The 22,897-nt window shown below is 65.3% G+C and carries 19 protein-coding genes and 1 pseudogene; 15 read left to right on the top strand and 5 right to left on the bottom strand.

Annotation, left to right across the window (positions count from 1 at the left end; genetic code table 11):
* The first annotated feature begins 32 nt into the window (after positions 1-32).
* The 6 genes and pseudogenes from ACG10_RS12000 to galU all read left to right on the top strand — a co-directional run bounded on the left by ACG10_RS12000 (position 33) and on the right by galU (position 7,637).
* Positions 33-1,052 carry an NAD-dependent epimerase/dehydratase family protein gene (locus ACG10_RS12000; protein ID WP_089168395.1) on the top strand — a complete coding sequence of 340 codons (1,020 nt, stop codon included), beginning with the start codon at positions 33-35 and terminating at the stop codon, positions 1,050-1,052.
* Between the two features lie 101 nt (positions 1,053-1,153).
* Positions 1,154-2,266, top strand: a complete 1,113-nt coding sequence (locus ACG10_RS12005; protein WP_157731442.1) for an acyltransferase family protein — start codon at positions 1,154-1,156, stop codon at positions 2,264-2,266.
* A gap of 152 nt (positions 2,267-2,418) precedes the next feature.
* Positions 2,419-3,398 (top strand): annotated as a pseudogene (locus ACG10_RS24980) (glycosyltransferase family 4 protein).
* 79 nt (positions 3,399-3,477) lie between these two features.
* Positions 3,478-5,535: an acyltransferase family protein gene (locus ACG10_RS12015; RefSeq protein ID WP_089168397.1), complete on the top strand. Its 2,058-nt coding sequence runs from the start codon at positions 3,478-3,480 to the stop codon at positions 5,533-5,535.
* 134 nt (positions 5,536-5,669) lie between these two features.
* Positions 5,670-6,692 carry a UDP-glucose 4-epimerase GalE gene (gene galE / locus ACG10_RS12020; RefSeq protein ID WP_232487096.1) on the top strand — a complete coding sequence of 341 codons (1,023 nt, stop codon included), beginning with the start codon at positions 5,670-5,672 and terminating at the stop codon, positions 6,690-6,692.
* Between the two features lie 111 nt (positions 6,693-6,803).
* Complete coding sequence (gene galU / locus ACG10_RS12025) at positions 6,804-7,637, top strand: UTP--glucose-1-phosphate uridylyltransferase GalU (protein ID WP_089168398.1); 834 nt, start codon at positions 6,804-6,806, stop codon at positions 7,635-7,637.
* A gap of 65 nt (positions 7,638-7,702) precedes the next feature.
* Here the strand turns inward: galU and ACG10_RS12030 are convergent, their stop codons facing one another.
* The gene (locus tag ACG10_RS12030) at positions 7,703-9,436 is read right to left on the bottom strand and encodes an endo-1,4-beta-xylanase (protein WP_232487097.1); all 1,734 of its coding nucleotides are present in this window, start codon (positions 9,434-9,436) and stop codon (positions 7,703-7,705) included.
* 255 nt (positions 9,437-9,691) lie between these two features.
* A complete protein-coding gene (locus tag ACG10_RS12035; protein WP_089169870.1) occupies positions 9,692-11,371 on the bottom strand; it encodes a long-chain fatty acid--CoA ligase in 1,680 nt (559 codons plus the stop codon).
* 307 nt (positions 11,372-11,678) lie between these two features.
* Between ACG10_RS12035 and ACG10_RS12045 the strand changes: the two genes are divergently transcribed.
* Positions 11,679-12,149: a MaoC family dehydratase gene (locus tag ACG10_RS12045; protein ID WP_039803644.1), complete on the top strand. Its 471-nt coding sequence runs from the start codon at positions 11,679-11,681 to the stop codon at positions 12,147-12,149.
* A 177-nt stretch (positions 12,150-12,326) separates the two neighbouring features.
* Here ACG10_RS12045 and ACG10_RS12050 read toward each other — a convergent pair whose 3' ends face one another.
* A complete protein-coding gene (locus tag ACG10_RS12050; protein ID WP_089168400.1) occupies positions 12,327-13,472 on the bottom strand; it encodes an RNA-guided endonuclease InsQ/TnpB family protein in 1,146 nt (381 codons plus the stop codon).
* A 131-nt stretch (positions 13,473-13,603) separates the two neighbouring features.
* Between ACG10_RS12050 and codA the strand changes: the two genes are divergently transcribed.
* Positions 13,604-14,842 carry a cytosine deaminase gene (codA, locus tag ACG10_RS12055; RefSeq protein ID WP_089168401.1) on the top strand — a complete coding sequence of 413 codons (1,239 nt, stop codon included), beginning with the start codon at positions 13,604-13,606 and terminating at the stop codon, positions 14,840-14,842.
* 373 nt (positions 14,843-15,215) lie between these two features.
* Positions 15,216-16,124, top strand: a complete 909-nt coding sequence (locus ACG10_RS12060) for a response regulator transcription factor (RefSeq protein ID WP_089168402.1) — start codon at positions 15,216-15,218, stop codon at positions 16,122-16,124.
* Positions 16,125-16,179: 55 nt separating this feature from the next.
* Here the strand turns inward: ACG10_RS12060 and ACG10_RS12065 are convergent, their stop codons facing one another.
* The gene (locus ACG10_RS12065) at positions 16,180-16,968 is read right to left on the bottom strand and encodes a hydroxypyruvate isomerase family protein (protein ID WP_089168403.1); all 789 of its coding nucleotides are present in this window, start codon (positions 16,966-16,968) and stop codon (positions 16,180-16,182) included.
* Between the two features lie 170 nt (positions 16,969-17,138).
* Here ACG10_RS12065 and ACG10_RS12070 point away from each other — a divergent pair, with 170 nt between their 5' ends.
* From ACG10_RS12070 to phnE, 5 genes are all read left to right on the top strand, one after another.
* A complete protein-coding gene (locus ACG10_RS12070) occupies positions 17,139-17,525 on the top strand; it encodes a diacylglycerol kinase (protein ID WP_039803636.1) in 387 nt (128 codons plus the stop codon).
* 291 nt (positions 17,526-17,816) lie between these two features.
* Positions 17,817-18,668, top strand: a complete 852-nt coding sequence (locus ACG10_RS12075; RefSeq protein ID WP_089168404.1) for a putative selenate ABC transporter substrate-binding protein — start codon at positions 17,817-17,819, stop codon at positions 18,666-18,668.
* Positions 18,665-19,465 carry a phosphonate ABC transporter ATP-binding protein gene (locus ACG10_RS12080; protein ID WP_089168405.1) on the top strand — a complete coding sequence of 267 codons (801 nt, stop codon included), beginning with the start codon at positions 18,665-18,667 and terminating at the stop codon, positions 19,463-19,465. Before ACG10_RS12075 ends, ACG10_RS12080 begins: the two co-directional genes overlap by 4 nt.
* Complete coding sequence (locus tag ACG10_RS12085) at positions 19,459-20,289, top strand: PhnE/PtxC family ABC transporter permease (protein WP_089168406.1); 831 nt, start codon at positions 19,459-19,461, stop codon at positions 20,287-20,289. The genes ACG10_RS12080 and ACG10_RS12085 overlap by 7 nt, the downstream gene beginning before the upstream one ends.
* The gene (gene phnE, locus ACG10_RS12090) at positions 20,286-21,053 is read left to right on the top strand and encodes a phosphonate ABC transporter, permease protein PhnE (RefSeq protein ID WP_089168407.1); all 768 of its coding nucleotides are present in this window, start codon (positions 20,286-20,288) and stop codon (positions 21,051-21,053) included. The genes ACG10_RS12085 and phnE overlap by 4 nt, the downstream gene beginning before the upstream one ends.
* 103 nt (positions 21,054-21,156) lie before the next feature.
* Here phnE and ACG10_RS12095 read toward each other — a convergent pair whose 3' ends face one another.
* Entirely contained in the window at positions 21,157-21,474 is a 318-nt protein-coding gene (locus tag ACG10_RS12095; RefSeq protein WP_039803627.1) for a DUF2288 domain-containing protein, read from the bottom strand.
* 174 nt (positions 21,475-21,648) lie between these two features.
* Between ACG10_RS12095 and ACG10_RS12100 the strand changes: the two genes are divergently transcribed.
* Positions 21,649-22,770, top strand: a complete 1,122-nt coding sequence (locus tag ACG10_RS12100) for a branched-chain amino acid ABC transporter substrate-binding protein (RefSeq protein ID WP_089168408.1) — start codon at positions 21,649-21,651, stop codon at positions 22,768-22,770.
* Positions 22,771-22,897: the final 127 nt, after the last annotated feature.

Consider the following 22,897-nt stretch of genomic DNA (forward strand, 5'->3'; position numbering starts at 1 on the left):
AAGACTCCCTTCATGCTTGAGGAATTTATCGGATGAGCTGCGCTGTCATTTTCGGAGGCTCCGGCTTCATTGGCGTCTTCTTCGCTAAACAACTGCTCGCCACCGGCGATTTTGCAAAGGTCTACCTGTTCGACAAGGAACAGGTGGCCGGCAAGCCCTTCCCCTATCGCACCCGGCTGGTCCGCGAAGAGGCGGGGATCGTCGAGGTCAAGGGCGATGTCCGTCAGGAAATCGCCTGGCAGCCCGAGGAGCCGGTTGCCCTGATCGCCAACTTCGCCGCGGTGCACCGCGAGCCGGGTCACGAGGATTTCGAGTACTACGAGACCAACCTGCTCGGCGCCGAGCACGTCTGCGCCTGGGCCGAGCGCGTGGGCTGCCGCGACCTCGTCTTCACCAGCTCCATTTCGCCCTATGGCCCGAGCGAGCAGCAGAAGGACGAGCGTTCCCTGCCGGTTCCGGTGACCGCCTACGGCGGCTCCAAGCTGGCCGCGGAGAAGATCCACCAGGCCTGGCTGGCCGCCGACCAGGCGCAGCGTCATCTGGTCATCGTCCGTCCCGGCGTGGTCTTCGGCCCGGGCGAGGGTGGCAATGTCTCGCGCCTGATCAAGGCGGTGCTCAAGCGCTACTTCTTCTATATGGGCAACCGCGACACCCGCAAGGCCGGCACCTATGTGAAGGAGCTGTGCGCGGCCATGTGGTGGGCCCTGCAGCGCCAGAAAGAGCGGGGCGAGCATTTCACGCTGTTCAACATGTCGATGAACCCCGGCCCGTCGATCCAGGAATACGTGGAGGCCGTCTGCAAGGTGGCCGGCGTCCGCCGCAAGGTACCGGCCATTCCCTACCCGCTGCTGCTGAGCGCGGCCTACGGCATCGAACTGATCGCCCGGCCGCTCGGCATCAGGCACCCGTTCAGCCCGGTGCGGATTCGCAAGCTGGTGCGCTCGAACAACATTCTCCCCGGCTTCCTGGTAGAGCACGGCTATCCGTACCAGTACCCCCTGGAGTCGGCATTCGCCGACTGGAAAGTCGACTGTCCGGAAGAGTGGCGCTGATTTCGCGCCATTCATTCGGCACGGTCGTCGATCATTTTGCTTTGGGCCACTCCAACCTCATCAGGCAAAACCCAACCATGCTTCACACGGAAAGATTTCATGTGCTGGACAGCTTCAGAGGCCTGTGCGCCCTGTCCGTTGTCCTCTATCACCTGCACGTTCCGCAAAGTCTCACGGAACTTGTCTTCTTTCGTAACGCGGAACTTTTCGTCGACTTCTTTTTCGTGCTCAGTGGCTTTGTCCTGGCACACAGATATGGCACGAAGCACAATATCGACCTCAAGAAGTTCCTCATCTCGAGAACCTTCAGGATATTCCCTCTGCATATAGCGATGCTGCTGGTCTTCATCCTCCTGGAGCTGGCAAAACTGCTTGCCTACCGCAATGGGGTCTCTTTCGGCGAGGCCCCATTCACGGAGAACAGGGCCGTCTCGGAAATCCTGCCCAACCTCCTGCTCGTCCAGGCCTGGACCGATGCAACGAACAAGCTGTCCTTCAACTACCCCTCCTGGAGCATAAGCATCGAATACTACATGTACTTATTCTTTGCCGCCCTGACGCTCTGTGGAACAAGGCCGAGATACATTGCCTGGACAATTATCTCCGCATCGATGTTTCTCGCCCTGTATGCGGGCAGCGAAATCTTCACCGAAGCGGCCATGCGGGGATTGTCCAGCTTCTTCGCAGGCGCCCTCGCCTATCTGGTCTTCGTTTTCGTCAAGAACAACGCCCCACCGGGCAGGGCACTGACAATGGCGCTCGAACCGCTCCTGCTGGTCGCTGCCTGCTGGCTCGTCACGGCGGACATCGACCACAAATCGATCCTGACCAGCCTGGTGTTCTGCTGCATCACGGTCATCTTCGCCTTCGAGCAGGGAAGAATATCCGACCTGCTGAGAACTCCGCTTCTGACCACGCTGGGCAAACTGTCCTACTCCATCTACATGACCCATATTGCCGTTATTTTCTGCGTCATAGCATTCTCCATCGTCCTGCAGAAACTCCTCGGAAAAGAGTTTTCCTACATGGTGGGCGATGCACGCTATCTGGACTTTGGAAACCTCGTCCTGAACAACCTCCTCGTGTTCGCCGTCCTGGCGGCAGTCATCCTCTGCTCGACCTTTACATATAAATACATAGAGGCGACCGGGCAGGACATCGGCAAGCGCATCCTCAAAGCAAGGCCATCGCCCGAGAGAAACCTTGCCCTGTAACACATGAGCATCGAAAGCAATCATTCGGCTTTTCCCGAACCGATCAAGAAAGGACCTTCAGATTGGTATATGTAAACGCCCGCTTCCTGACGCAGCCCATAACCGGCGTGCAGCGTTATGCATTGGAGATCAGCAGGCAACTGGTCGAGCTAATGCCATCCATCAAATTCGTGGCCCCGCAGAACATTCTGCATCAGGAAACTGCCAGAGCCCTGGGCGTCGAAGTGATCGGCAGCCGTACCGGACACGCCTGGGAGCAGATCGACCTTCCGGCATTCCTGAAAACCCGGAATTCGCCATTGCTGATAAACCTGGCGAACACCGCTCCGCTTCTGTACCGGAACAAGGTATCGACGCTGCACGACATAGCCTTCGAGAAATTCCCGGAAAACTTTTCCTGGCAATTCCGCACGGCCTATCGACTGGCCATACCCTGGATGATGAAAACCTCACTGAAAGTCCTGACCGTCAGCGAATTCTCCAAAAGCGAAATCTGCACGGCCTACCAGCTCCGTCCCGAAAAGGTTTCCGTCGTCCCCAACGCTGTTTCCAGCGCATTTCGGGAAACGCCGGCACCCGCCAGCGAGCGCTACATACTGGCGGTTTCCTCGATAAGCCGGCAGAAGAACTTTCACGGTCTTGTCGAGGCATTCGGCCTGCTCAGGCAGGACACCCACAAGCTCTACATTGCCGGAGCGATGAACAAGATCTTTGCGGACTCCGAGCTGGCCAGAAAAATCGAATCGAACCCCCGAATAAGACTGCTCGGCAGGGTTTCCGACGACGAGCTGGCCAACCTGTACAGCGGGGCCGACGCCTTTGTATTTCCGTCCTTCTACGAAGGCTTCGGCATTCCCCCCTGGAAGCGCAGGCCTGTGGCTGCCCGGTCATCGTATCGGATGCGGCAAGCCTTCCGGAGGTCTGTGGAGACTCGGCCCTGTATTGCTCGCCATACGACGTCAACGACATCGCCGAAAAGATAGGCCTGCTCATTTCAACACCGGAGCTGGCCAGAACACTCCGGGAAAAGGGCCGTGCAAATACTGGGCGCTACAACTGGAGAACATCCGCCATGCGACTGCTGGAAGCGATAGGAAAACTTCAATGCCAGCCACAGGCATCCACAGCGTAGCGCTGATGCACGCTCCTCCTCGGCAGGCAGAGGACAACCTTACGGCATTCCTACAATTTTCGTAGCAAGCGACCATCACATGACCATCACGGGCAAGAGTTTCAGAGAAGACATAAACGGTCTGCGCGCCTGGGCCGTACTGGCGGTGATCCTCTATCACTTCGGGATCACAGAATTCTCCGGCGGATTCATCGGCGTTGACGTTTTCTTCGTCATCTCCGGCTTTCTAATGACTGGAATCATCGTAAGCGGCCTGGAAACATCCGCAAAACAGGGAGGAGCCCGCCCGGCATTTTCCCTGGTCGGTTTCTACCTGTCGCGCGCCAGGCGAATCATCCCGGCCCTGCTTTTTCTGGCCAGCGTCCTGATGATTGCAGGATGGTTTTTCCTGTCCGATCTCGAGTACAAGGAGCTCGGCACACACATCATCAGCGCGCTCGGCTTCTTCTCGAACATTAAACTCTGGCGTGAGGTGGGCTACTTCGACGCGGCATCCCACGAGAAACTGCTGCTGCATACCTGGTCGCTGTCGGTCGAGTGGCAGTTCTATCTGATCCTCCCGCTGGTTCTGATTGCGATCTGGAGGATTCGTCCCGGTCGAGTGCCTCTAACCGCGACGCTCGCCCTGGGTCTGCTGCTGTCCCTGTTGCTTTCCGTCCTCGTTTCGCCCGTCGAGCCGACGTTCGCCTTCTATCTGTTGCCGACACGGGCCTGGGAAATGCTGGCCGGCGGCCTGGTCTATCTGCTCGCCAATCCGCTACGGCTTTCTGCGCGGACACAAATCGCCCTCGAAACGGGCGGCTTCAGCCTGATCATCGCCGCCATCCTGCTGTTCGATGCCAGCAGCAACTGGCCAGGCTGGCGAGCCCTGGTTCCAGTCACGGGCACCCTGCTGGTGCTGATCGCCGCTCGCCAGGGCTCGCCCTGGACCGGCAGCCGGATCGCCCAATGGCTGGGCGACTGCTCCTATTCGCTGTACCTGTGGCACTGGCCATTCGCCGTCGCACTGTCCTATCTGCATCTGCAGGATCATGCGGGCGCCATCATCCTGGGATTGGCGCTGACCCTGGTATGCGGCTGGCTGTCCTATCGGCTGGTCGAAACGCCGGCCCGCACCACGCTGACCCGCATGCCGCAGTGGGCGGGTGCAGGAGCCTTGCTGGCGGCCATTTGCGTCGTGGCGCTTCCAAGCCTGCTGGTTCGCTTGCAGCAAGGCATCCCTGGACGCCTGCCCGCCCAGATCAGCGCGGTGTTCAACGAGGCTGAAAACAAGAATCCCCGAATAAAGGAATGCCTCGCCTTCAGCCTCCCTGTCCCCGAGTGCACTTATGGCGGCGACAAGCTGGGGGTCATCGTGATCGGCGACAGTCATGCCGGAGCCATGATCCGCTCGGTCGAAAAGGCACTCCCCGATCGGGCGCTGAATGTTCTGGATTGGACGCTGGCCAGTTGCCCAACGATTCTGGGCATAAAGAAAGCCGGGGAACGCGACTATCGCTGTGACGAGTTCCTGACTCAGGCGGTGAACAAGCAGAAAAGCCTGCCGGGTGACGTTCCCATGCTAATCATCAATCGGTCCGCCGCTTACATCAGCGGCCCGAACGAGCCCGATCGAACGGACGAAGCCAAAGTGCCGCTTTTTTACATTGGCTCACCCGAACAATCCCGCACGCGGGAGTTCTTTCAGGCCATGCGCGATGGAATGATAGAAGCAGCCTGCGAGTTCGCCAAAACCCGGCCCGTCTATATGGTGCGTCCGACACCGGAACTGAAGATCGACGTCCCCAAGACCATGGGGCGTGCGCTGATGCTGGGCCGGCCAGCCGAGGTTTCGATCTCTCTGAAAGAGTACCGGCAGCGCAATGCCTTCGTCTTCGAAACCCAGGATATGGCGGCCGAACGCTGCGGCGTGAAGATACTCGACCCCATTCCCTATCTATGCAGCGATAGCCGTTGCCGGGGTGATGTAGGGGGTCAGCCCATCTACTTCGACGACGACCACCTGAGCGAACGTGGCGGGAGTCTGCTGATTCCGATGTTCCGCAAGGTTTTCGAGGACACCTCCAGGCCAAACGAAGCGATTGTCCGGCAAGGGCTGACAGAGGCGAAGGAAAAACAGGCCTCCAGCTCTCCCTGACCATTACCTCTCGCGGCCCGGCTTCCAGGCCTGCCGCACTTCATCAGCGACGCCTCATCACACACTCAACACTGGACCGTCCGCGCACAGCCCAGCGTAAGGGCCTGTGCTCTGGATCTGGAGAGGGAACTCCTGTGACCGAGAAAATTCTGGTAACCGGTGGAGCCGGCTATATCGGCTCGCACACCACCCTTGCGCTGCTCGAGAGCGGTTTCGAGATGGTGGTGCTGGACAATCTTTGCAACAGCTCGCCCAGCTCTCTGCGGCAGCTCGAGGCCATTTGCGGCAAACGCCCCTTGTTCGTCGAGGGCGACATTCGCGACCGCGATCTGCTGGACGGGCTTTTTCATCAGCACCGCATATCCGCAGTGCTGCATTTTGCCGGTCTCAAGGCCGTGGGCGAGAGCGTGCAAAAGCCGCTGGAATACTACGAGCACAACGTGGCCGGCAGCCTCGCGCTGTGCCAGGCCATGGCCCGCGCCGAAGTGTTCCGCCTGGTATTCAGCTCCTCCGCCACGGTGTACGGCGAACCGGCGCAGATGCCGATCCGCGAAGACTTTCCGACCGGTACGCCGACCAATCCCTATGGCCGCTCGAAGCTGATCGTCGAGCAGATCCTGCACGACCTGGCCGCCTCCGATCCGCGCTGGAGCATCGCCCTGCTGCGCTATTTCAACCCGGTGGGAGCTCACGAAAGCGGGCTGATCGGCGAAGACCCCAACGGCGTGCCCAACAACCTGCTGCCCTATATCAGCCAGGTGGCCATCGGCAAGCTGAAGGCGTTGTCGGTATTCGGCGACGACTACCCGACCCGCGACGGCACCGGCGTGCGCGACTACATCCATGTGGTCGATCTGGCCAAGGGGCATCTCAAGGCGCTGAATGCCCTCGTACGGCAACATGCCGTGCACGTCTGGAACCTCGGCACCGGTTGTGGCTACAGCGTGCTGGAGATGGTGCGGGCCTTCGAGGAGGCTTCCGGCCAGCCGGTTCCCTACCGCATCGCCCCCCGCCGTCCCGGCGATATCGCCGAATGCTGGGCCGACCCGGCCAAGGCCGCCCGCGAACTGGGCTGGAGGGCCGAACGCGGCCTGCAGGCCATGATGCGCGACACCTGGCACTGGCAGTCGAAGAATCCGCAAGGCTATGCGGAGTAAGGCGACAGCCCGTTTCATCCTGCGGGCCAGCGGCCCGTACTTCCACCCACAGGGCTCTCGCTTCCAGAGCCAGAACCTTCAATAACACCTGATCCACTTGCAAGGACGTCCATGATCCGCAAATGCCTGTTCCCCGCTGCCGGCTACGGCACCCGTTTTCTCCCGGCCACCAAGGCGATGCCCAAGGAGATGCTGCCCATCGTCAACAAGCCGCTGATCCAGTACGGCGTCGAGGAGGCGCGCGATGCCGGGCTGCAGCACATGGCCATCGTCACCGGCCGCGGCAAGCGCGCGCTGGAGGACCATTTCGACATCAGCTACGAGCTGGAGCATCAGATCCGCGGCACCGACAAGGAGAAGTATCTGGCCGGCACGCGCGAACTGATCGACCAGTGCACCTTCTCCTACATCCGCCAGGTGGAAATGAAGGGCCTGGGTCACGCCATCCTCACTGGCCGGCCGCTGATCGGCGACGAGCCCTTCGCGGTGGTCCTGGCCGATGACCTGTGCCTGAACCTCGGGGACGACGGGGTGCTGGCGCAGATGGTCAAGCTGTATCGCCAGTTCCGCTGCTCGATCGTCGCCATCCAGGAAGTGCCGCGCGACCAGACCAACAAGTACGGGGTGATCGCCGGCGAGATGATCCGCGACGACATCTACCGGGTCACCTCCATGGTCGAGAAACCCAAGCCGGAGGACGCGCCGTCGAACCTGGCGATCATCGGCCGCTACATCCTGACCCCGGACATCTTCGAGCTGATCGCCGATACCGAGCCGGGCAAGGGCGGCGAAATCCAGATCACCGACGCGCTGATGAAACAGGCCCAGAGCGGCTGCGTGCTGGCCTACCGCTTCAAGGGCCGGCGCTTCGACTGCGGCAGCGCCGAGGGCTTCGTCGAGGCGACCAACTTCTGCTTCGGGCATCTGTACCAGCAGGGGCTGTAACCCGCCCCATCCCTGGCGGAATGCCGGACAAGGAATGTCCGGCTCCAGCACCCAAGGCCATTGCGCTATTTGAATGGCTGGGTGCTGACCTCGACCTTGCCCAGGACGAAGGGGACCGACTGTTCCGGCCGGATGCTGAAGTCGTAGCCCCACATCTTCGAGAAGGACGCATCGCTGACATGCCAGGTGTATGTCTGCCAGCCGCTGTCCTGCGAGGCACCGAACCATTTCCCCCGGTTCACGTAGGGCGTGCGCCCCTGACTGTCGGCGACCTCGTAGAGCAGGTTCATGCCGACATTGCCCGAGCCCAGGCGGCGGACCGCGACGCGGATGTAGTAGTCCCGGGTCTGCGGCGAGGCGAACGAGGGATGGACGTAGAAGTTCGCCGGATGCTCGATATCGCCCTCCATCTCGACGCCCGACGAGCCGTCCGCGAAATCGAACCGGCGTCGCTCGCCCTCGCCGAGCAGGAAGACCCCCTTGTCCGCATCCGCCGTTCCGGGCCGGATGCTCACCGTAGTGGCATCCGCATGATCGCCCCCCCAGGGAAAGCGCTTGCCGGCATTGAGCCTGGCCTGATCGCGCAGCTCGGTCGGCAAGCCGGCCACCAGGACAGGAGCCTCGGTCAACTCCAGAGCCTGATTGGCCTTGAGCGTTCTGCTCGTGCCGTTCGACGGATCGATCACCTTCACATCGCTGGCGAACGAGAGCGACTTGTCGGTCAGCCCTTTCGGCATCCAGGCGACCAGTACGGGATAGCTATGCCCCTGGAAGACGAAGCCATAACCCCGGCCATTGCCGCCCAGGGTCAGCCAGCCCTGGTACGCCGGCTTCGCGCCGAGCGCTTTCTTCAGTAAGGCCAGCGTCTGGTAGGCGTCGCGGGCCGTGCCGTCCTGCTCCAGCAAGCCGAATCCCTGATCCTCCCCCTGCGGGGCCTGCGCCTCGAACCACTGGACCCGCGCGATGCCCTGGGCGATGGACATCGTGTAGATCTTGACGAGTGCCTTCGCGGCATCCGCCTCGCTGACGGTGCGCTCGTTGCGCGTGCCGATCCAGCGGCCCACCTCGGTGATCCAGATCTCGGCGTCGCTGTGCTCCGGTGCGCTGTCCTTCAGCATGTCGCGCAGAAGATGGCTCATCCACAGGAAAGGAATCTCGCCGTCGACGTCGTTGGAGATGCCATCCGCCACCTCGTAGGGGTGGACGCATAGATAGTCGAAACTGTCCGGCTTGCCCGCCTTGGCCATGGCCAGGATCGCCTGGTTGAGATAGGGAAGGTCGAAGCTGGCGACCGTCAGACCGACCTGCGCCTGCGAGTTGGCCCGCTTGGCCGCCTCGTAGCTGGCGATGGCGAGCTTCGCATAGTCTGACGTGGTGTTGCCGCCATCATTGAAGGAGCCGTTGCCCTCGTTCCACACTTCCCAGTAGCGGATCTGCTCGCGGTAACGGCCGGCGACCGCCGAGACGTACTCGGACCAGTCGTCCAGATCGTCCATCGGGAAGGCATGGGCGGTTTCCGCTCCCGGCGAGGAGCCCAGCAGGAGTCCGCTGATCTTGAGACCGTTCTGGGTGGCGGTGCCGACCAGCGAGTCGGCGGCATCCCATTGCCAGGTTCCGTCCTCCGGCTCTATCGCCCGCCACTCGGGGAACAGCCGAACCGTGGCGACGCCCGCCTCCGCCATTTTCGGGAACCACTGCGGGTGGCTCCGGAACGAGCTCCCCGACGAACTGGCGCCCCAGGGGCTGGCGGGCGCATCTGCCGCCCGGGCCGTGGCGGAATGAAGGCCGGCGGCTGTCATGCCCGCCAAGCATACGGTGGTGCAGAACAGGATCCGGACTCTGTCCATGAAGCGTCTCCCGAATGGAAATTGTCGGTGGGATTGCGGGGAGACATCCTGCTGGCGCAGGAAACGCCCGAACGGAACGTCTTTCCCTGGACCAGACAGCCGGACTGGTATGTGGCGCAACCTGTGCATCGACCGCCGGCAGGCGCAGAGGTTCCGCGCTGGCGGGCTCGGCGGCAGGCGCTGCCGCCTGCCAGCGGCCGCACCGGCTCAGGAGCCGGCCCGCTCCTGGTCACGCAGCTCACGGCGCAGGATCTTGCCGACGTTGGTGGTCGGCAGGCGGTCGCGGAACTCGATGTGTTTCGGACGCTTGTAGCCAGTGAGGTTGTCGTGCATGTGGCGCATCACCTGCTCCTCGGTCAGGGTCGCGCCAGGCTTGACCACCACGAAGACCTTGATGGCCTCGCCGGTGCGCTCGTCGGGCACGCCGATGACGGCGCACTGCAACACCCCCGGCAGGCTGGCGAGGACCTCCTCCAGCTCGTTCGGATAGACGTTGAAGCCGGACACCAGAATCATGTCCTTCTTGCGGTCGACGATGCGCAGGTAGCCGTCGGGCTCGATCAGCGCGATGTCGCCGGTGCGCAGCCAGCCGTCGGCGTCGAGCACCGCGGCGGTGGCCTCGGGGTTCTGCCAGTAGCCCTTCATCACCTGCGGGCCCTTCACCCAGAGCTCGCCACGGCTGCCGGGCGGCAGCTCGTTGCCCTCATCGTCGCGCACCTGGCAGAGGGTCGAGGCCAGCGGCAGGCCGATGGTGCCGGGGCGGATGTGCCCGCAGGGGTTGCCGGTCACCACCGGGCTGGTTTCGGTGAGGCCATAGCCTTCGAGGATCTCGCAGCCGGTGGTGGCCTTCCAGCAGTCGGCGACGGCCTGCTGCAGGGCCATGCCGCCGGACAGGGTCAGCTTCAGCGCGGAGAAGTCCAGGCGGCGGAAGCCCTCGTCGTGGCACAGCGCGGCGAACAGGGTGTTGAGGCCGACGAAGCCGCTGAACTTCCACTTCGACAGCTCGCGGACCATGCCCGGCAGGTCGCGCGGATCGCTGATCAGCAGGTTGTGGTTGCCGAGGAGCATCATCGCCATGCAGTGCAGGGTGAAGGCGTAGATGTGATAGAGCGGCAGCGGCGCGACCAGGGTCTCGCAGCCCTCGCCGAGGACGCCGGCGACCAGCGCCCGGCACTGCAGCATGTTGGCCACCAGGTTGCGGTGGGTGAGCATGGCGCCCTTGGGCGTGCCGGTGGTGCCGCCGGTGTACTGCAGCACGGCGACATCGCCGGGCGCCGCCTCGACCTCCTGCAGCGTCCGGCCGCGGCCTGCGGCCAGGGCGGCGCTGAACTTCAGCGCCTGCGGCAGGTGGTAGGCCGGAACCATGCGCTTGACGTAGCGCACCACGCCGTTGACCAGCACGCGCCTGAGCGGCGGCAGCAGGTCGCCGACCTCGGTGACCACCACGTGCCGGATGCCGCTGCGCGGCAGCACCTCCTCGGCCAGATGGGCCTTGTTGGCCAAGCAGACCAGGGCCTTGGCCCCGGAATCCTCGAACTGCTGGAGCATCTCCCGGGCGGTGTACAGCGGGTTGGTGTTGACCACGATCAGCCCGGCGCGCAGGGCGCCGAACACCACCACCGGGTACTGCAGAAGGTTGGGCAGCTGCACGGCGATGCGGTCGCCCGGCTGCAGGCCCTCGAGCCCTTGCAGGAAGGCGGCGAAGGCGCCGGACAGCGCGTACAGCTCGCCATAGCTGAGGGTATGGCCGAGGTTGCTGAACGCCGGCCGGTCGGCGAAGCGCTGGCAGGAGGCCTTCAGCACGGCGGGAATGTTGGGGTACAGGTCGGGATCGATGTCGCGGACGAGGCCGGCGGGGTGATGGTCCTTCCAGGGGGTCTCGGTCATGCAATGCCACTCCACTTCATGCATCGGCACAGGTTGAATTCTTGTTGTCCGCTGGCAGGCAGGCGGCCCGAGAGTAGCAGGCAGGCCCGGCGCCCGGAAGGCTCGCACGCCGCGGGCTTGCCCCCGCCAGACGGGCGCGCTCGGTGCGCGAAGTTCAAGCCTGTGCGAATCGGCCTTCCTTTCCGTGAAAACCACGGCGCCCGGCACTACAATGCGGACTTTTCGCAACGAATCCGAATCTCCCCCTCTCCCATCGCCCCGATGGGGATTCCTTTTCCCCTTATAGACAGAACACCAAGGAAACTGCATGAGCCAGGTTACCAACGTCCCCTATGGCGATCTCGAGGTCGGCCAGCAAGCCAGCTACAGCAAGACCGTGGAGGAAAAGGACATCCAGCTGTTCGCCGCCCTCTCCGGCGACCACAACCCGGTACACCTGGATGCCGAGTTCGCCGCCCGCAGCCCGTACAAGGAGCGCATCGCCCACGGCATGTTCAGCGGCGCGCTGATCAGCGCCGCGGTGGCCTGCACCATGCCCGGCCCGGGCACCATCTACCTCGGCCAGACCATGCAGTTCACCCGCGCGGTGAAGCTTGGCGACACCCTCACCGTGCGCCTGGAAATCCTCGAGAAGCTGCCGAAGTTCCGCGTGCGCATCGCCACCCGCGTCTACAACCAGCACGACGAACTGGTGGTCGACGGCGAAGCGGAAATCCTCGCCCCGCGCCGCCAGCAGAGCGTCGAACTGACCCAGCTGCCGCCGATCAGCATCGGCTGATCGCCTCTCCCCGGCCCCCCGCCCCCACGGCGGGGCCGCACCTCCAGCCCGCCCCTCGCCAGATCCGCTGCCAGCTGCTTGAATGGTCCGGCCCGCCGGACCGGCGGCCATCTCCGCACAAGCAGAAGGAAGCTTCGCCTTGACTGCTCCCCTCCCTAAAAGAAGGGGACTCCCAATTCACCGAGGACAGGACACGGATACTTGACCCATGCCGCTTACGTTCTCTCCAAGGGCTAACACCGCCAGCCCGGCGGCTTTAATGTTGATCGCCGCATTCACATCGCGATCGTGTTCGGTTGCGCATTCCGGGCAGGTCCAACTGCGGACCTCCAGGGGCAGGCGCCCGAGGATATGCCCGCAGCAGGAGCAACGCTTCGAGCTGGGGTACCAGCGGTCGATCTGGACGATCTGCCGACCGGCCCACCCGCCCTTGTATTCCAGCTGGCGAACGAATTCGCTCCAGCCTGCATCGGCGATGGCTTTGCTCAACTTCGGATTGCGCAGCATGTTCTTCACGGCGAGGGACTCGATACAGACGACTTGGTTCTCGTTGATCAGCCTGCGGGACAGCTTGTGGAATCTGTCCATCCGGCAATCGGAAATCTTGGCGTGAATACGGGCCACTTTCCGTCGAGCCTTGGCGCGGTTCTTCGAGCCGAGCTGCCTCTTGCTCAGCCGGCGTTGGGCCAGGGCCAGACGGGAGGCGTATTTCGCGGTGTGGCGGGGATTGCCGAATCGTTCGCCCTCGCTGGTGACGAACAGGTCTTTCAGCCCCAGGTCGATACCGAGGGTCTTCGGCACGACCGGAAGGGTTTCGGGCTCGAACTCGCACAGGCAGGACACGAAGTACCGCCCTGCGGAGTCCCGGGAAATCGTGACCGTGGAGGGCTCGCTCGGAAGCGGACGACTCCAGCGGATGTCCAGCGGCGCATCGCACTTGGCCAGGAACAGTCTCCCGCCCCGGTAGCGGAACGCCGAGCGGGAGAACTCTGCCGACTGCCGGTGCTTCTTGCTCTTGAAGGATGGATAGCGGGCTCGCCCCTCGAAGAAGTTCTTGAAGGCCGCCTGCTGGTGGCGAAGGCATTGCTGCAGCGGTACGCAGGAGACTTCGTTAAGGAAGGCCAGCTCCGGCTGCTTCTTGATCGCCGTCAGCCGGGCACTCGCCTGCACGTAGCCCACCTTCTCCTGCCGCTGAAAGAACGCATCGGTTCTCCAGCGCAGCACCGCGTTGTAGACAAACCGCACGCAGCCGAACGTCCGAGCCAGAAGTTCCACCTGCTCGGACGTCGGGTAAAAGCGGTATTTGTACGAACGGCTAGCCATACGTCACACTTTGACTCAATCAATGTGAAGATAGCCGCCGCCCAAAGGAGAAGCGAGAGACAGGGGCGCTCTACGAGCGCCGCGCTATCCCTCCCCGCACTAAAAGCACGGGGTTTCTCGCGCAAAATCAGATGAAGATCGTCAACGCCCGCCTGCGCGGCCGCGAAGGCCTCCACCGCATCGAACTGGACGGCGCGCGCATCGCCGCGATCGTCGCCCAGCCGGCGCCCGCCGACGCCGGCGGCGACGAGCTGGACGCCACCGGCAACCTGGTGGTGCCGCCCTTCGTCGAGCCGCATATCCACCTGGACGCCACCCTCACCGCCGGCGAGCCGGCCTGGAACATGAGCGGCACCCTGTTCGAGGGCATCGAGCTCTGGGCCGAGCGCAAGGCGCTGGTCACCCACGAGGACACCAAGACCCGGGCGAAGAAGGCCATCGACATGCTGGTCGAGCATGGCATCCAGCACGTGCGCACCCACGTCGACGTCACCGACCCGACGCTCGCCGCGCTCAAGGCGATGCTCGAGGTGCGCGAGGAAACCCGCCGGCTGATCGACCTGCAGATCGTCGCCTTCCCGCAGGAAGGCATCGAGTCCTACCCGGGCGGCCGCGAACTGATGGCCGAGGCCATCGCGCTGGGCGCCGACGTGGTCGGCGGCATCCCGCACTTCGAGAACACCCGCGAACAGGGGGTCAGCTCGATCAAATTTCTCATGGACCTGGCCGAGCGCACCGGCTGCCTGGTCGACGTGCACTGCGACGAGACCGACGACCCGCAGTCGCGCTTTCTCGAGGTGCTCGCCGAGGAGGCGCGGGTGCGCGAGATGGGCGAGCGGGTCACCGCCAGCCACACCACGGCCATGGGCTCCTGGGACAACGCCTACTGCTCCAAGCTGTTCCGCCTGCTCAAGCTGTCGCGGATCAACTTCGTCTCCTGCCCCACCGAGAGCATCCACCTGCAGGGGCGCTTCGACACCTATCCCAAGCGCCGCGGCCTGACCCGGGTCGCCGAACTGGACCGCGCCGGGCTGAACGTCTGCTTCGGCCAGGACTCCATCGTCGACCCCTGGTACCCGCTGGGCAACGGCAACATCCTGCGCATCCTCGAAGCCGGCCTGCACATCTGCCACATGCTCGGCTATGCCGACCTGCAGCGCGCCCTCGACCTGGTCACCGGGCACAGCGCCAGGACCCTGCAGCTGGGCGAGCGCTATGGCCTGGAGGTCGGGCGGCCGGCCAACCTGCTGATCCTCTCGGCGGCCAGCGACTACGAGCTGCTGCGCAGCCAGGGCCATGCGCTGGTCTCCATCCGCCACGGGGAGATCCTGATGCGCCGCACCCCGGCGCGGATCGAGCGCCGCTCCTGAATCGGCACGCCGGCGCCCGCCCCGGCACAGGGGCGGCGACCGGGCGCCGCGGAAGACGCAACGGAGAGGTGGCAGCCTTGGCCGGCCCGATCCGGCGCCTGCGGCAACAGGCCCGGCAGCGCGCTACCGTCGCGGCCCGCGCCGACCAATGGCGCAATTTGCCACTATCCGCTCATGGCAAATTGCCAAGCATTTCGCTATAAAGCCGCCCGCCGATTGCCGAACGCCTTTCTTCGCTTTTGTCTTCGAACGCGACCCATTTCATGGAAACAGGACTTATTCCCTTAAAAAAGCATGCTTATAAGGAAATAATCCCGCCCACAATAGCCATTGGCTACCATCAAGACAGAAAAGGACGTACCGGGCGATTTTCATGATGAATGCCTGCTCTCCCATCCCTCACCTGCTGTGGTTCGACCTCACGCAGGAAGACTCCAGCGACGATATCCCCGGACAGTTCGCCGACAGCTGCCGGATCAGCAGGGCGCCGGGTGTCAGCCTGACCGGACTGGACCTGCGACTGCGCCCCGACATGATCTGCCTGCAATACGACAGCCCCGATGCCCTCGGCCTGAACCGGCTGCTGGCGATCAAGCGGCAGGCACCGTCCATTCCCGTCACCATGCTGACCGTGCAGCACTCCGAGGAGCTGGCGATCTGGGCCTTCCGCTCCGGCGCCTGGGACTATCTGGTGCTGCCGCTGGCCAACGCGGAGCGCCAGCGCTACCTGCGGGCCCTGCGCCAGCTCTGCGAGCTGCGCCGCAACCCGCCGAGCGGCCGGCAGAAGCGCCCCCTGGAGCGCTCCCAGGAGTTGCCGGAAAGCGTGCGCCTGACCGCCAGGGCGCAGAAGCAGCAGCCGCTGGAGCGGGTCATGCAGCACATCCAGCAGCATTTCCACGAGCCGCTCGACCAGAAGTCCATGGCCGACCTCTGCAACATGACGCCGATCCGCTTCAGCCGCGCATTCAAGGACGTCTATGGGGTCGGCTTTCTCGAGTTCGTCCAGAGCAAGCGCATGGAACATGCCCATGACCTGCTGCTGAACAGCCAGATGCCGGTTTCCAGCATCGCCTATGCCAGCGGCTTCAAGGACCCGTCCTATTTCACCCGCGCCTTCCGGCAGCACTACGGCCTCAGCCCCAGCGAGTTTCGCAGCCGGAATTCGATCGCCGGCCTGAAGCTGCCGGTGCTGCCCAAGACCCGGGAGGCGGAACGGGGCTGGAGCGAGCGGCTGGCTCTCCCGATCCTGGACATGACGGGACTTGCACTGCCGATCGAATAGCCTCTCTCCAGCGGGGCGCCTGTCGCCCCGCGCCCAGGCCTACGCCCTCCGCGCCTTACCGATAATCGCCGGCCCGCCAGCGCGCCAGCCAGCCCAGGCTGTCGCGGGTCGCGCCGGCCGGACGGTATTCGGCGCCGAGCCAGCCCCGATAGCCACTCGCCCGCAAGGCCGCCAGCGCCGCGGCGAAATCCACCCCGCCGCTGCCCGGCTCGCCCCGTCCCGGACAATCGGCGAACTGCACGTGGCCGATGCGCCCGGCCAGGCGCGCGATGCAGGCCGGAAGATCCAGCCCCTGGCGGGCCATGTGGTAGAAGTCCAGCTGCGCCAGGCAGTTGGGGTGATCCACGCGGCGCAGCAGCGCGTCCAGCTGTTCGGCGTCGCTGATCAGAAAGCCCGGCATGTCCAGCGGGTTGATCGCCTCGCAGACCACGCTGATCCCCAGCACCGCGAAGGCCTCGGCGGCCCTGGCCAGGTTGGCCTCAAGGGTCGCCAGCGCCTGCTCCCGGGTCACGCCCTCGGCGAGCCGGCCCGGCAGGACGTTGACGCAGTCCGGCCGAACCATCGCGGCATAACTCAGCGCCAGCTGCAGCGCGGCATCGAATTCGGCCTGGCGCTGCGGTACCGCCGCCAGTCCGGGGCCGCCCTGCAGAAAATCGGCGGCCGGCAGGTTGATCAGCGCCAGCGGCAGCCCGGCGCGCTCCAGTTCCTCCTTGAGGCGGATGGCCGGAACCTCGTAGGGAAACTGGATCTCCACGCCGTCGAAGCCTGCCGCGGCAGCGGCGACGATGCGCTCGATCAGTGGTTTTTCGCTGAACAGCAGGGAAAGGTTGGCGGCGATCTGCATGGGTCGGCTCCTTGGGTCGAAGTCCGAAGACTATAACCAGCCATCGTTTTCCGAATTGAAACAATTGATGACGGCCCCCCTGGAACTACGCTTTTTTCACCCCATTCTGAGTACCATCGTCCATCGCAACGGCCGTGCAGCGCTCCCCCATTCGCCACAGAGACATCCCCATGCCATCCAATCTGCTTGACAGTCGGGCCCTCAAGGGGCAGCGAGGATTCCGCCGGATCCTCAATGCCACCAGCTATTCGCTCGCCGGCCTCAAGGCGGCCTTCGTCGGCGAGGCTGCCTTCCGCCAGCTGGTGATGCTGAATCTGCTGCTGATCCCCGTCGCCTGCCTGCTCGACGTGAGCCGGATCGAACGCGCCCTGCTGATCGCCGTGGTGCTGCTGGCGCCGATCATCGAGCTGCTCAACTCGGCCATCGAAGCCACCGTCGACCGCATCTCGCTGGAGCTGCACCCCCTCTCCAAGCGGGCCAAGGACATGGGCAGCGCCGCCCAGCTGCTGGCCCTGGTGCTGATCGCCGCGGTCTGGGCGACGATCCTGCTGTCATAATCGGCCGGATAATAGCCCCATGAGACCCGGCCAGACGCCCGGGCATCTTCGGGTGGAAAATCGCTGCGCGAGTTTTCCACGGGGTGGCCATCCACCCTACGCGCACAGTCGGGCTCCGTAGGGCGGGTGAAACCCGCCAATTCCGGTGCAGGCCTCTGCCACGCCTGGCGGGTTTCACCCGCCCTACAAGGCTCTCGCTCGCCTCCGATTCGCTATCACGCCCCCTTCGCAGCCGGCGCGCTTCCTCTATAATCCGCCCGCCTTTTTTCCGCTATTGAACCGGAGAACCCCATGCTCAAGCGTACCCTGGCGCTCGCCGCCGGCTTTGCCCTGTCCCTGTCCAGCGTTTTCTCCCAGGCTGCCGACGTGCTCAATGTCTCGGCGATTCCCGACGAGGCGCCCACCGAGCTGCTGCGCAAGTTCAAGCCGCTCGGCGCCTACCTGGAAAAAGAGCTGGGCATGCCGGTGAAGTTCGTGCCGGTAGCCGACTATGCCGCGGTGGTCGAGGCGCTGGCCGCCGACCGTGTGGACCTGGCCTGGCTGGGCGGCTTCACCTTCGTGCAGACCCGCCTGAAGACCGGCAACGCCATTCCACTGGTGCAGCGCGAGCAGGACGAGAAGTTCACCAGCAAGTTCATCAGCGCCGACGCCAACGTGAAATCCCTACAGGACCTCAAGGGCAAGACCTTCGCCTTCGGCTCGGTGTCCTCCACCTCCGGCAGCCTGATGCCGCGCTACTTCATGCTCAAGGACGGCATCAAGCCCGAGGAGTTCTTCAGCCGCGTGGCCTATTCCGGCGCCCACGACGCCACCGTCGCCTGGGTGCAGTCCGGCAAGGTCGACGCCGGCGTGCTCAACGCCTCGGTATGGGACAAGCTGGTCACCGCCGGCAAGGTCGATACCGCCAAGGTCAAGGTGTTCGCCACCACGCCGACCTACTACGACTACAACTGGACGGTGCGCGGCACCCTGGATCCCGAGCTGACCGCGAAGATCAAGAAGGCCTTCCTCGCCCTCGACCCGGCCAAGCCGGAGCACAAGGCGATCCTCGACCTGCAGGCAGCCAGCCGCTTCATCGAGACCAAGCCGGAAAACTACCAGGGCATCGAGGAAGCGGCGCGCGCCGCCGGCCTGCTGAAGTGACCCTGAACCTGTCCGGCGTGGGCCTGACCCACGCCAACGGCCAGGTTGCGCTGAGCGATATCGAGCTGCAAATCGCCCCCGGCGAACGGGTGGCGATCATCGGGCCGTCCGGGGCCGGTAAGACCAGCCTGCTGCGCCTGCTCGCCACCGCCCAGCAGCCCAGCGCCGGCCGCATCGAGGTGCTCGGCGCCGATCCCTGGCGCCTGTCCGCCGCGGCCCGCCAGCGGCTGCGCGCGCGCATCGGCCTGATCCACCAGGCGCCGCCCCTGCCGCCGCGCCAGCGGGTGGTCACCGCAGTGCTGGCCGGCAAGCTCGGCCGCTGGTCCCTGGGCCGCAGCCTGCTCAACCTGCTGCATCCGCTGGACACTGCCGGGGCGGCCGCCGCCCTGGCGCGCCTGGACCTGGCCGAGAAGCTGTTCGAGCACTGCGACCAGCTTTCCGGCGGCCAGCTGCAGCGGGTCGGCATCGCCCGCGTGCTCTACCAGGAGCCGGAGCTGATCCTCGCCGACGAGCCGGTTTCGGCCATGGACCCGGTGCTCGCCGGCCACACCCTGGGCGTCTTGAGCGAGGAAGCCGGGCGCCGCGGCATCACCCTGCTCGCCAGCCTGCATGCGGTGGACCTGGCGCTGGCGCACTTCCCGCGCATCCTCGGCGTGCGCGCCGGACGCCTGGTCTTCGACCGCCCGGCCGCCGCCCTGACCCGGGCCGAGCTGGACGCGCTCTACGCCAACGAACAGCTGCAACAGCCGGCCATGCCGCCGGCTGCGCCCCACGTACTGCACATTCCCCGATGCTGACCCTCGCCGTCCCCCGCGATCCCGCCGCCCTGCCGCGCCTGCTGCTCACTGTGTTGGCGCTGACCCTGCTGTGGCCGGGGCTGTCGCTCAGCGAGCTGGACCTGGGCGTGCTGCTGCACGGCGACAGCGCCGCGACCATGGGCAATTTCGTCGCCGCCTTCTGGCCCCCGGAACACGGCCGCGAGTTTCTCGACCTGCTCGGCCGGGCGACCCTGGAAACCCTGGCCATCGCCACCGCCGGCATGAGCCTGGCGCTGCTCGTCGCCCTGCCCGCCGCGCTGCTCGCCAGCCGCGCCCTGTCGCTCTCCGCGCTGCACCGCGGCGGCCGGCCGGCCTGGTGGGGCGCCCTGCTGCGCTGGCCGGTGCGCGGCCTTTTGATCGTCCTGCGCAGCGTGCCGGAGATCGTCTGGGCGCTGCTCTTCGTGCGCGCCGTGGGCCTCGGCCCGAGCGCCGGGGTGCTGGCCATCGCCATCACCTACGCCGGCATGCTCGGCAAGGTCTACGCGGAGATCTTCGAGTCGGTCGACCCGCGCCCGGCGCGCGCCCTGCTCGGCAGCGGCAGCCCGCGGCTGGTCGCCTTCCTCTACGGCATCCTGCCCAACGCCGCGGCGGAGATGCTCTCCTACACCGTCTACCGCTGGGAATGCGCGATCCGCGCCTCGGTGGTGATGGGCTTCGTCGGTGCCGGCGGGCTGGGCCAGCAGATCGATCTGTCGATGCGCATGTTCGCCGGCGGCGAGGTGGCCAGCATGCTGCTGACCTTCTTCCTGCTGGTGCTGCTGGCCGACCAGCTGAGCCGCCTGCTGCGCGGGAGGCTGACATGAGGCGCCCGGGCAACGCCCTGCTCCTGCTGGGCCTGCTGGCGGCCGTCGCGGCCTCCTTCATTTGGCTGGAGATCGACCTCGGCGCGCTGTTCGGCGCGGACAGCCTGCGGCAGATGGGCGACTACGCCGGCGGCTTCCTCAGCCCCGACCTCTCCCCGGCGCACCTGCAGGCCACCGGCCGCGGCGCCCTGGAGACCCTGGCCATGTCGGCCATCGGCACCCTGCTCGCCGCCGGCCTCGGCCTGCTGCTGGCGCTGCCCGCCAGTGGCCGCTGCGGGCTGCTGGCGACCAGCGTCGCACGCCTGCTGCTCAATGCCCTGCGAGCGATTCCGGAACTGGTCTGGGCCGCGCTGATGGTGCTGGCCGCCGGCCTTGGCCCGAACGCCGGCACCCTGGCGCTGGCCCTGCACACCGCCGGGGTGCTCGGCCGGCTGTTCGCCGAGGCGCTGGAAAACACTCCCGGCGAACCCGCCGAAGCCGTGCGCCTGGCCGGCGGCGGACGGATCGCGGCGTTCTGCTACGGCACCCTGCCGGGGGTCTGGCCGCAGCTCCTGGCCTACACGCTGTACCGCTGGGAGAACAACATCCGCATGGCCAGCGTGCTGGGCTTCGTCGGCGCCGGCGGGCTGGGGCAGATGCTCTACCTGAGCCTCAGCCTGTTCCAGGAGGCCCAGGCTTCCACGGTGATCCTCGCCATGCTGCTGCTGGTGCTGGGCGTCGATGCGCTGAGCGGCTGGGGCCGCCAGCGCTGGGTAAGCGCCTAGCGCGGGACGTTTGGGTAGGAGCGAATTCATTCGCGATAGCAGTGCCTGGCCATACGCCCGCGGCCAATCGCAGATGAATCTGCTCCCACCCAGGCGTTGCCGGTCAGTGCAACGGCGCCCCCTCGGCACGCTCCTGCACCAGCACCCAGGGCGCCACCACCACCGCCCAGAGTTCCGGATCGCGGGCGAGCAGATCCTCGGCGCGGGTCTCCTCCAGCTTGGCCAGCTGGCCGCCGGTCAGCCAGGCGGCCACGCTGGCCTGATCGTCCTCGGCGACGGCCAGCGCCACCGCCACCAGATCCGCCTCGGCGGCGACCCAGAGCAGGGCGCCGCGGGCGAAGAAGGGCTGCAGCTCTTCCCAGCTGATCCGGGCCGTTTCGCCGAGCAGTTTGGCGTAGAGGGGATTGGTAGTGTCTGTCATGGCAAATTCACCGGGCGGAAGGGGCGCCATCATAGCGGCGCGGCCGGGCCAGGCAAGTGCCGCCCGGCAAGGTTCCCAAGCGGCGAAGCAGCCCCTTAAACTGTGCCCAAACGCCCTGCGCAGAAGAGGGCCGGGCCGAGCGCCCCCCGCAACGACAGAACAATGAGGAGTACCATGCACAAGGCCACCCGACATCTCTCCCGGCTGTTCGCCGCCCTGGCGCTCGCCGGAGCCACCTTCCACGCGGCCGCCGCCGAGCCGGTCCGCATCGCCCTGGCCGGACCGGTCACCGGGCCCGTGGCGCAGTACGGCGACATGCAGTTCATCGGCGCGAAACTGGCCATCGAACGGATCAACGAGGCCGGCGGAGTGAACGGCCAGCTCCTCGAGGGCAGCGTCTACGACGACGCCTGCGATCCCAAGCAGGCCGTCGCGGTGGCCAACAAGATCGTCAACGACGGCATCGCCTTCGTCGTCGGCCACCTCTGTTCCAGCTCGACCCAGCCCGCCGCGGACATCTACGAGGACGAGGGCGTGCTGATGATCACCCCCGCCGCGACCAGCCCGCAGATCACCGCCCAGGGTTATCAGCTGATCTTCCGCACCATCGGCCTGGACAGCCTGCAGGGACCGACCGCCGGCGCCTTCATCGCCGAGCGGATCAAACCGCAGCGTGTCGCCGTGCTGCACGACAAGCAGCAGTACGGCGAGGGCATCGCCACTGCGGTCAGGAAGACCCTGCAGGAGCGCGGCGTCGAGGTGGCGCTGTTCGAGGGCCTCAACGCCGGCGACAAGGACTTCTCGGCGATGATCGCCAAGCTCAAGCAGGCCGGCGTCGATTTCGTCTACTACGGCGGCTACCACCCGGAGCTCGGCCTGCTGCTGCGCCAGTCCGCGGAGAAGGGCCTGAAGGTGCGCTTCATGGGGCCGGAAGGGGTCGGCAACAAGGAGCTTTCCGCCATCGCCGGACCGGCCTCCGAGGGGCTGCTGCTCACCTTGCCGCGTGCCTTCGACCGGGACCCATACAATCAGGTGCTGGTCGAGGCCTTCAAGGCCAAGAACCAGGACCCCAGCGGCCCCTTCGTGTTTCCCGCCTACGCCGCCGTGCAGCTGATCGCCCAGGGCATCGAAAAGGCCGGCAGCAGCGAGCCCGAGGCGGTCGCCGAAGCCCTGCGCGGCAACACCTTCGACACGGTGACCGGCACGCTCGCCTTCGACGACAAGGGCGATCTGAAGGACTTCGGCTTCGAGGTCTACGAGTGGCACCGGGACGCGAGCAAGACCCGCGTCGAGTAGGTCGAGCCCCGCCCGTCTGCGAAAGCGGCACCTGCGGTGCCGTTGGTGGGTTACGGCCGTTGGCCTAACCCACCCTACGACTGGCTCCTACATCCTGCCCCATTGCCGGCCCTGCGCGGGCTTCGAG

It is taken from the genome of Azotobacter chroococcum (assembly GCF_002220155.1).
GTDB classification, from domain to species: Bacteria; Pseudomonadota; Gammaproteobacteria; order Pseudomonadales; family Pseudomonadaceae; genus Azotobacter; species Azotobacter chroococcum.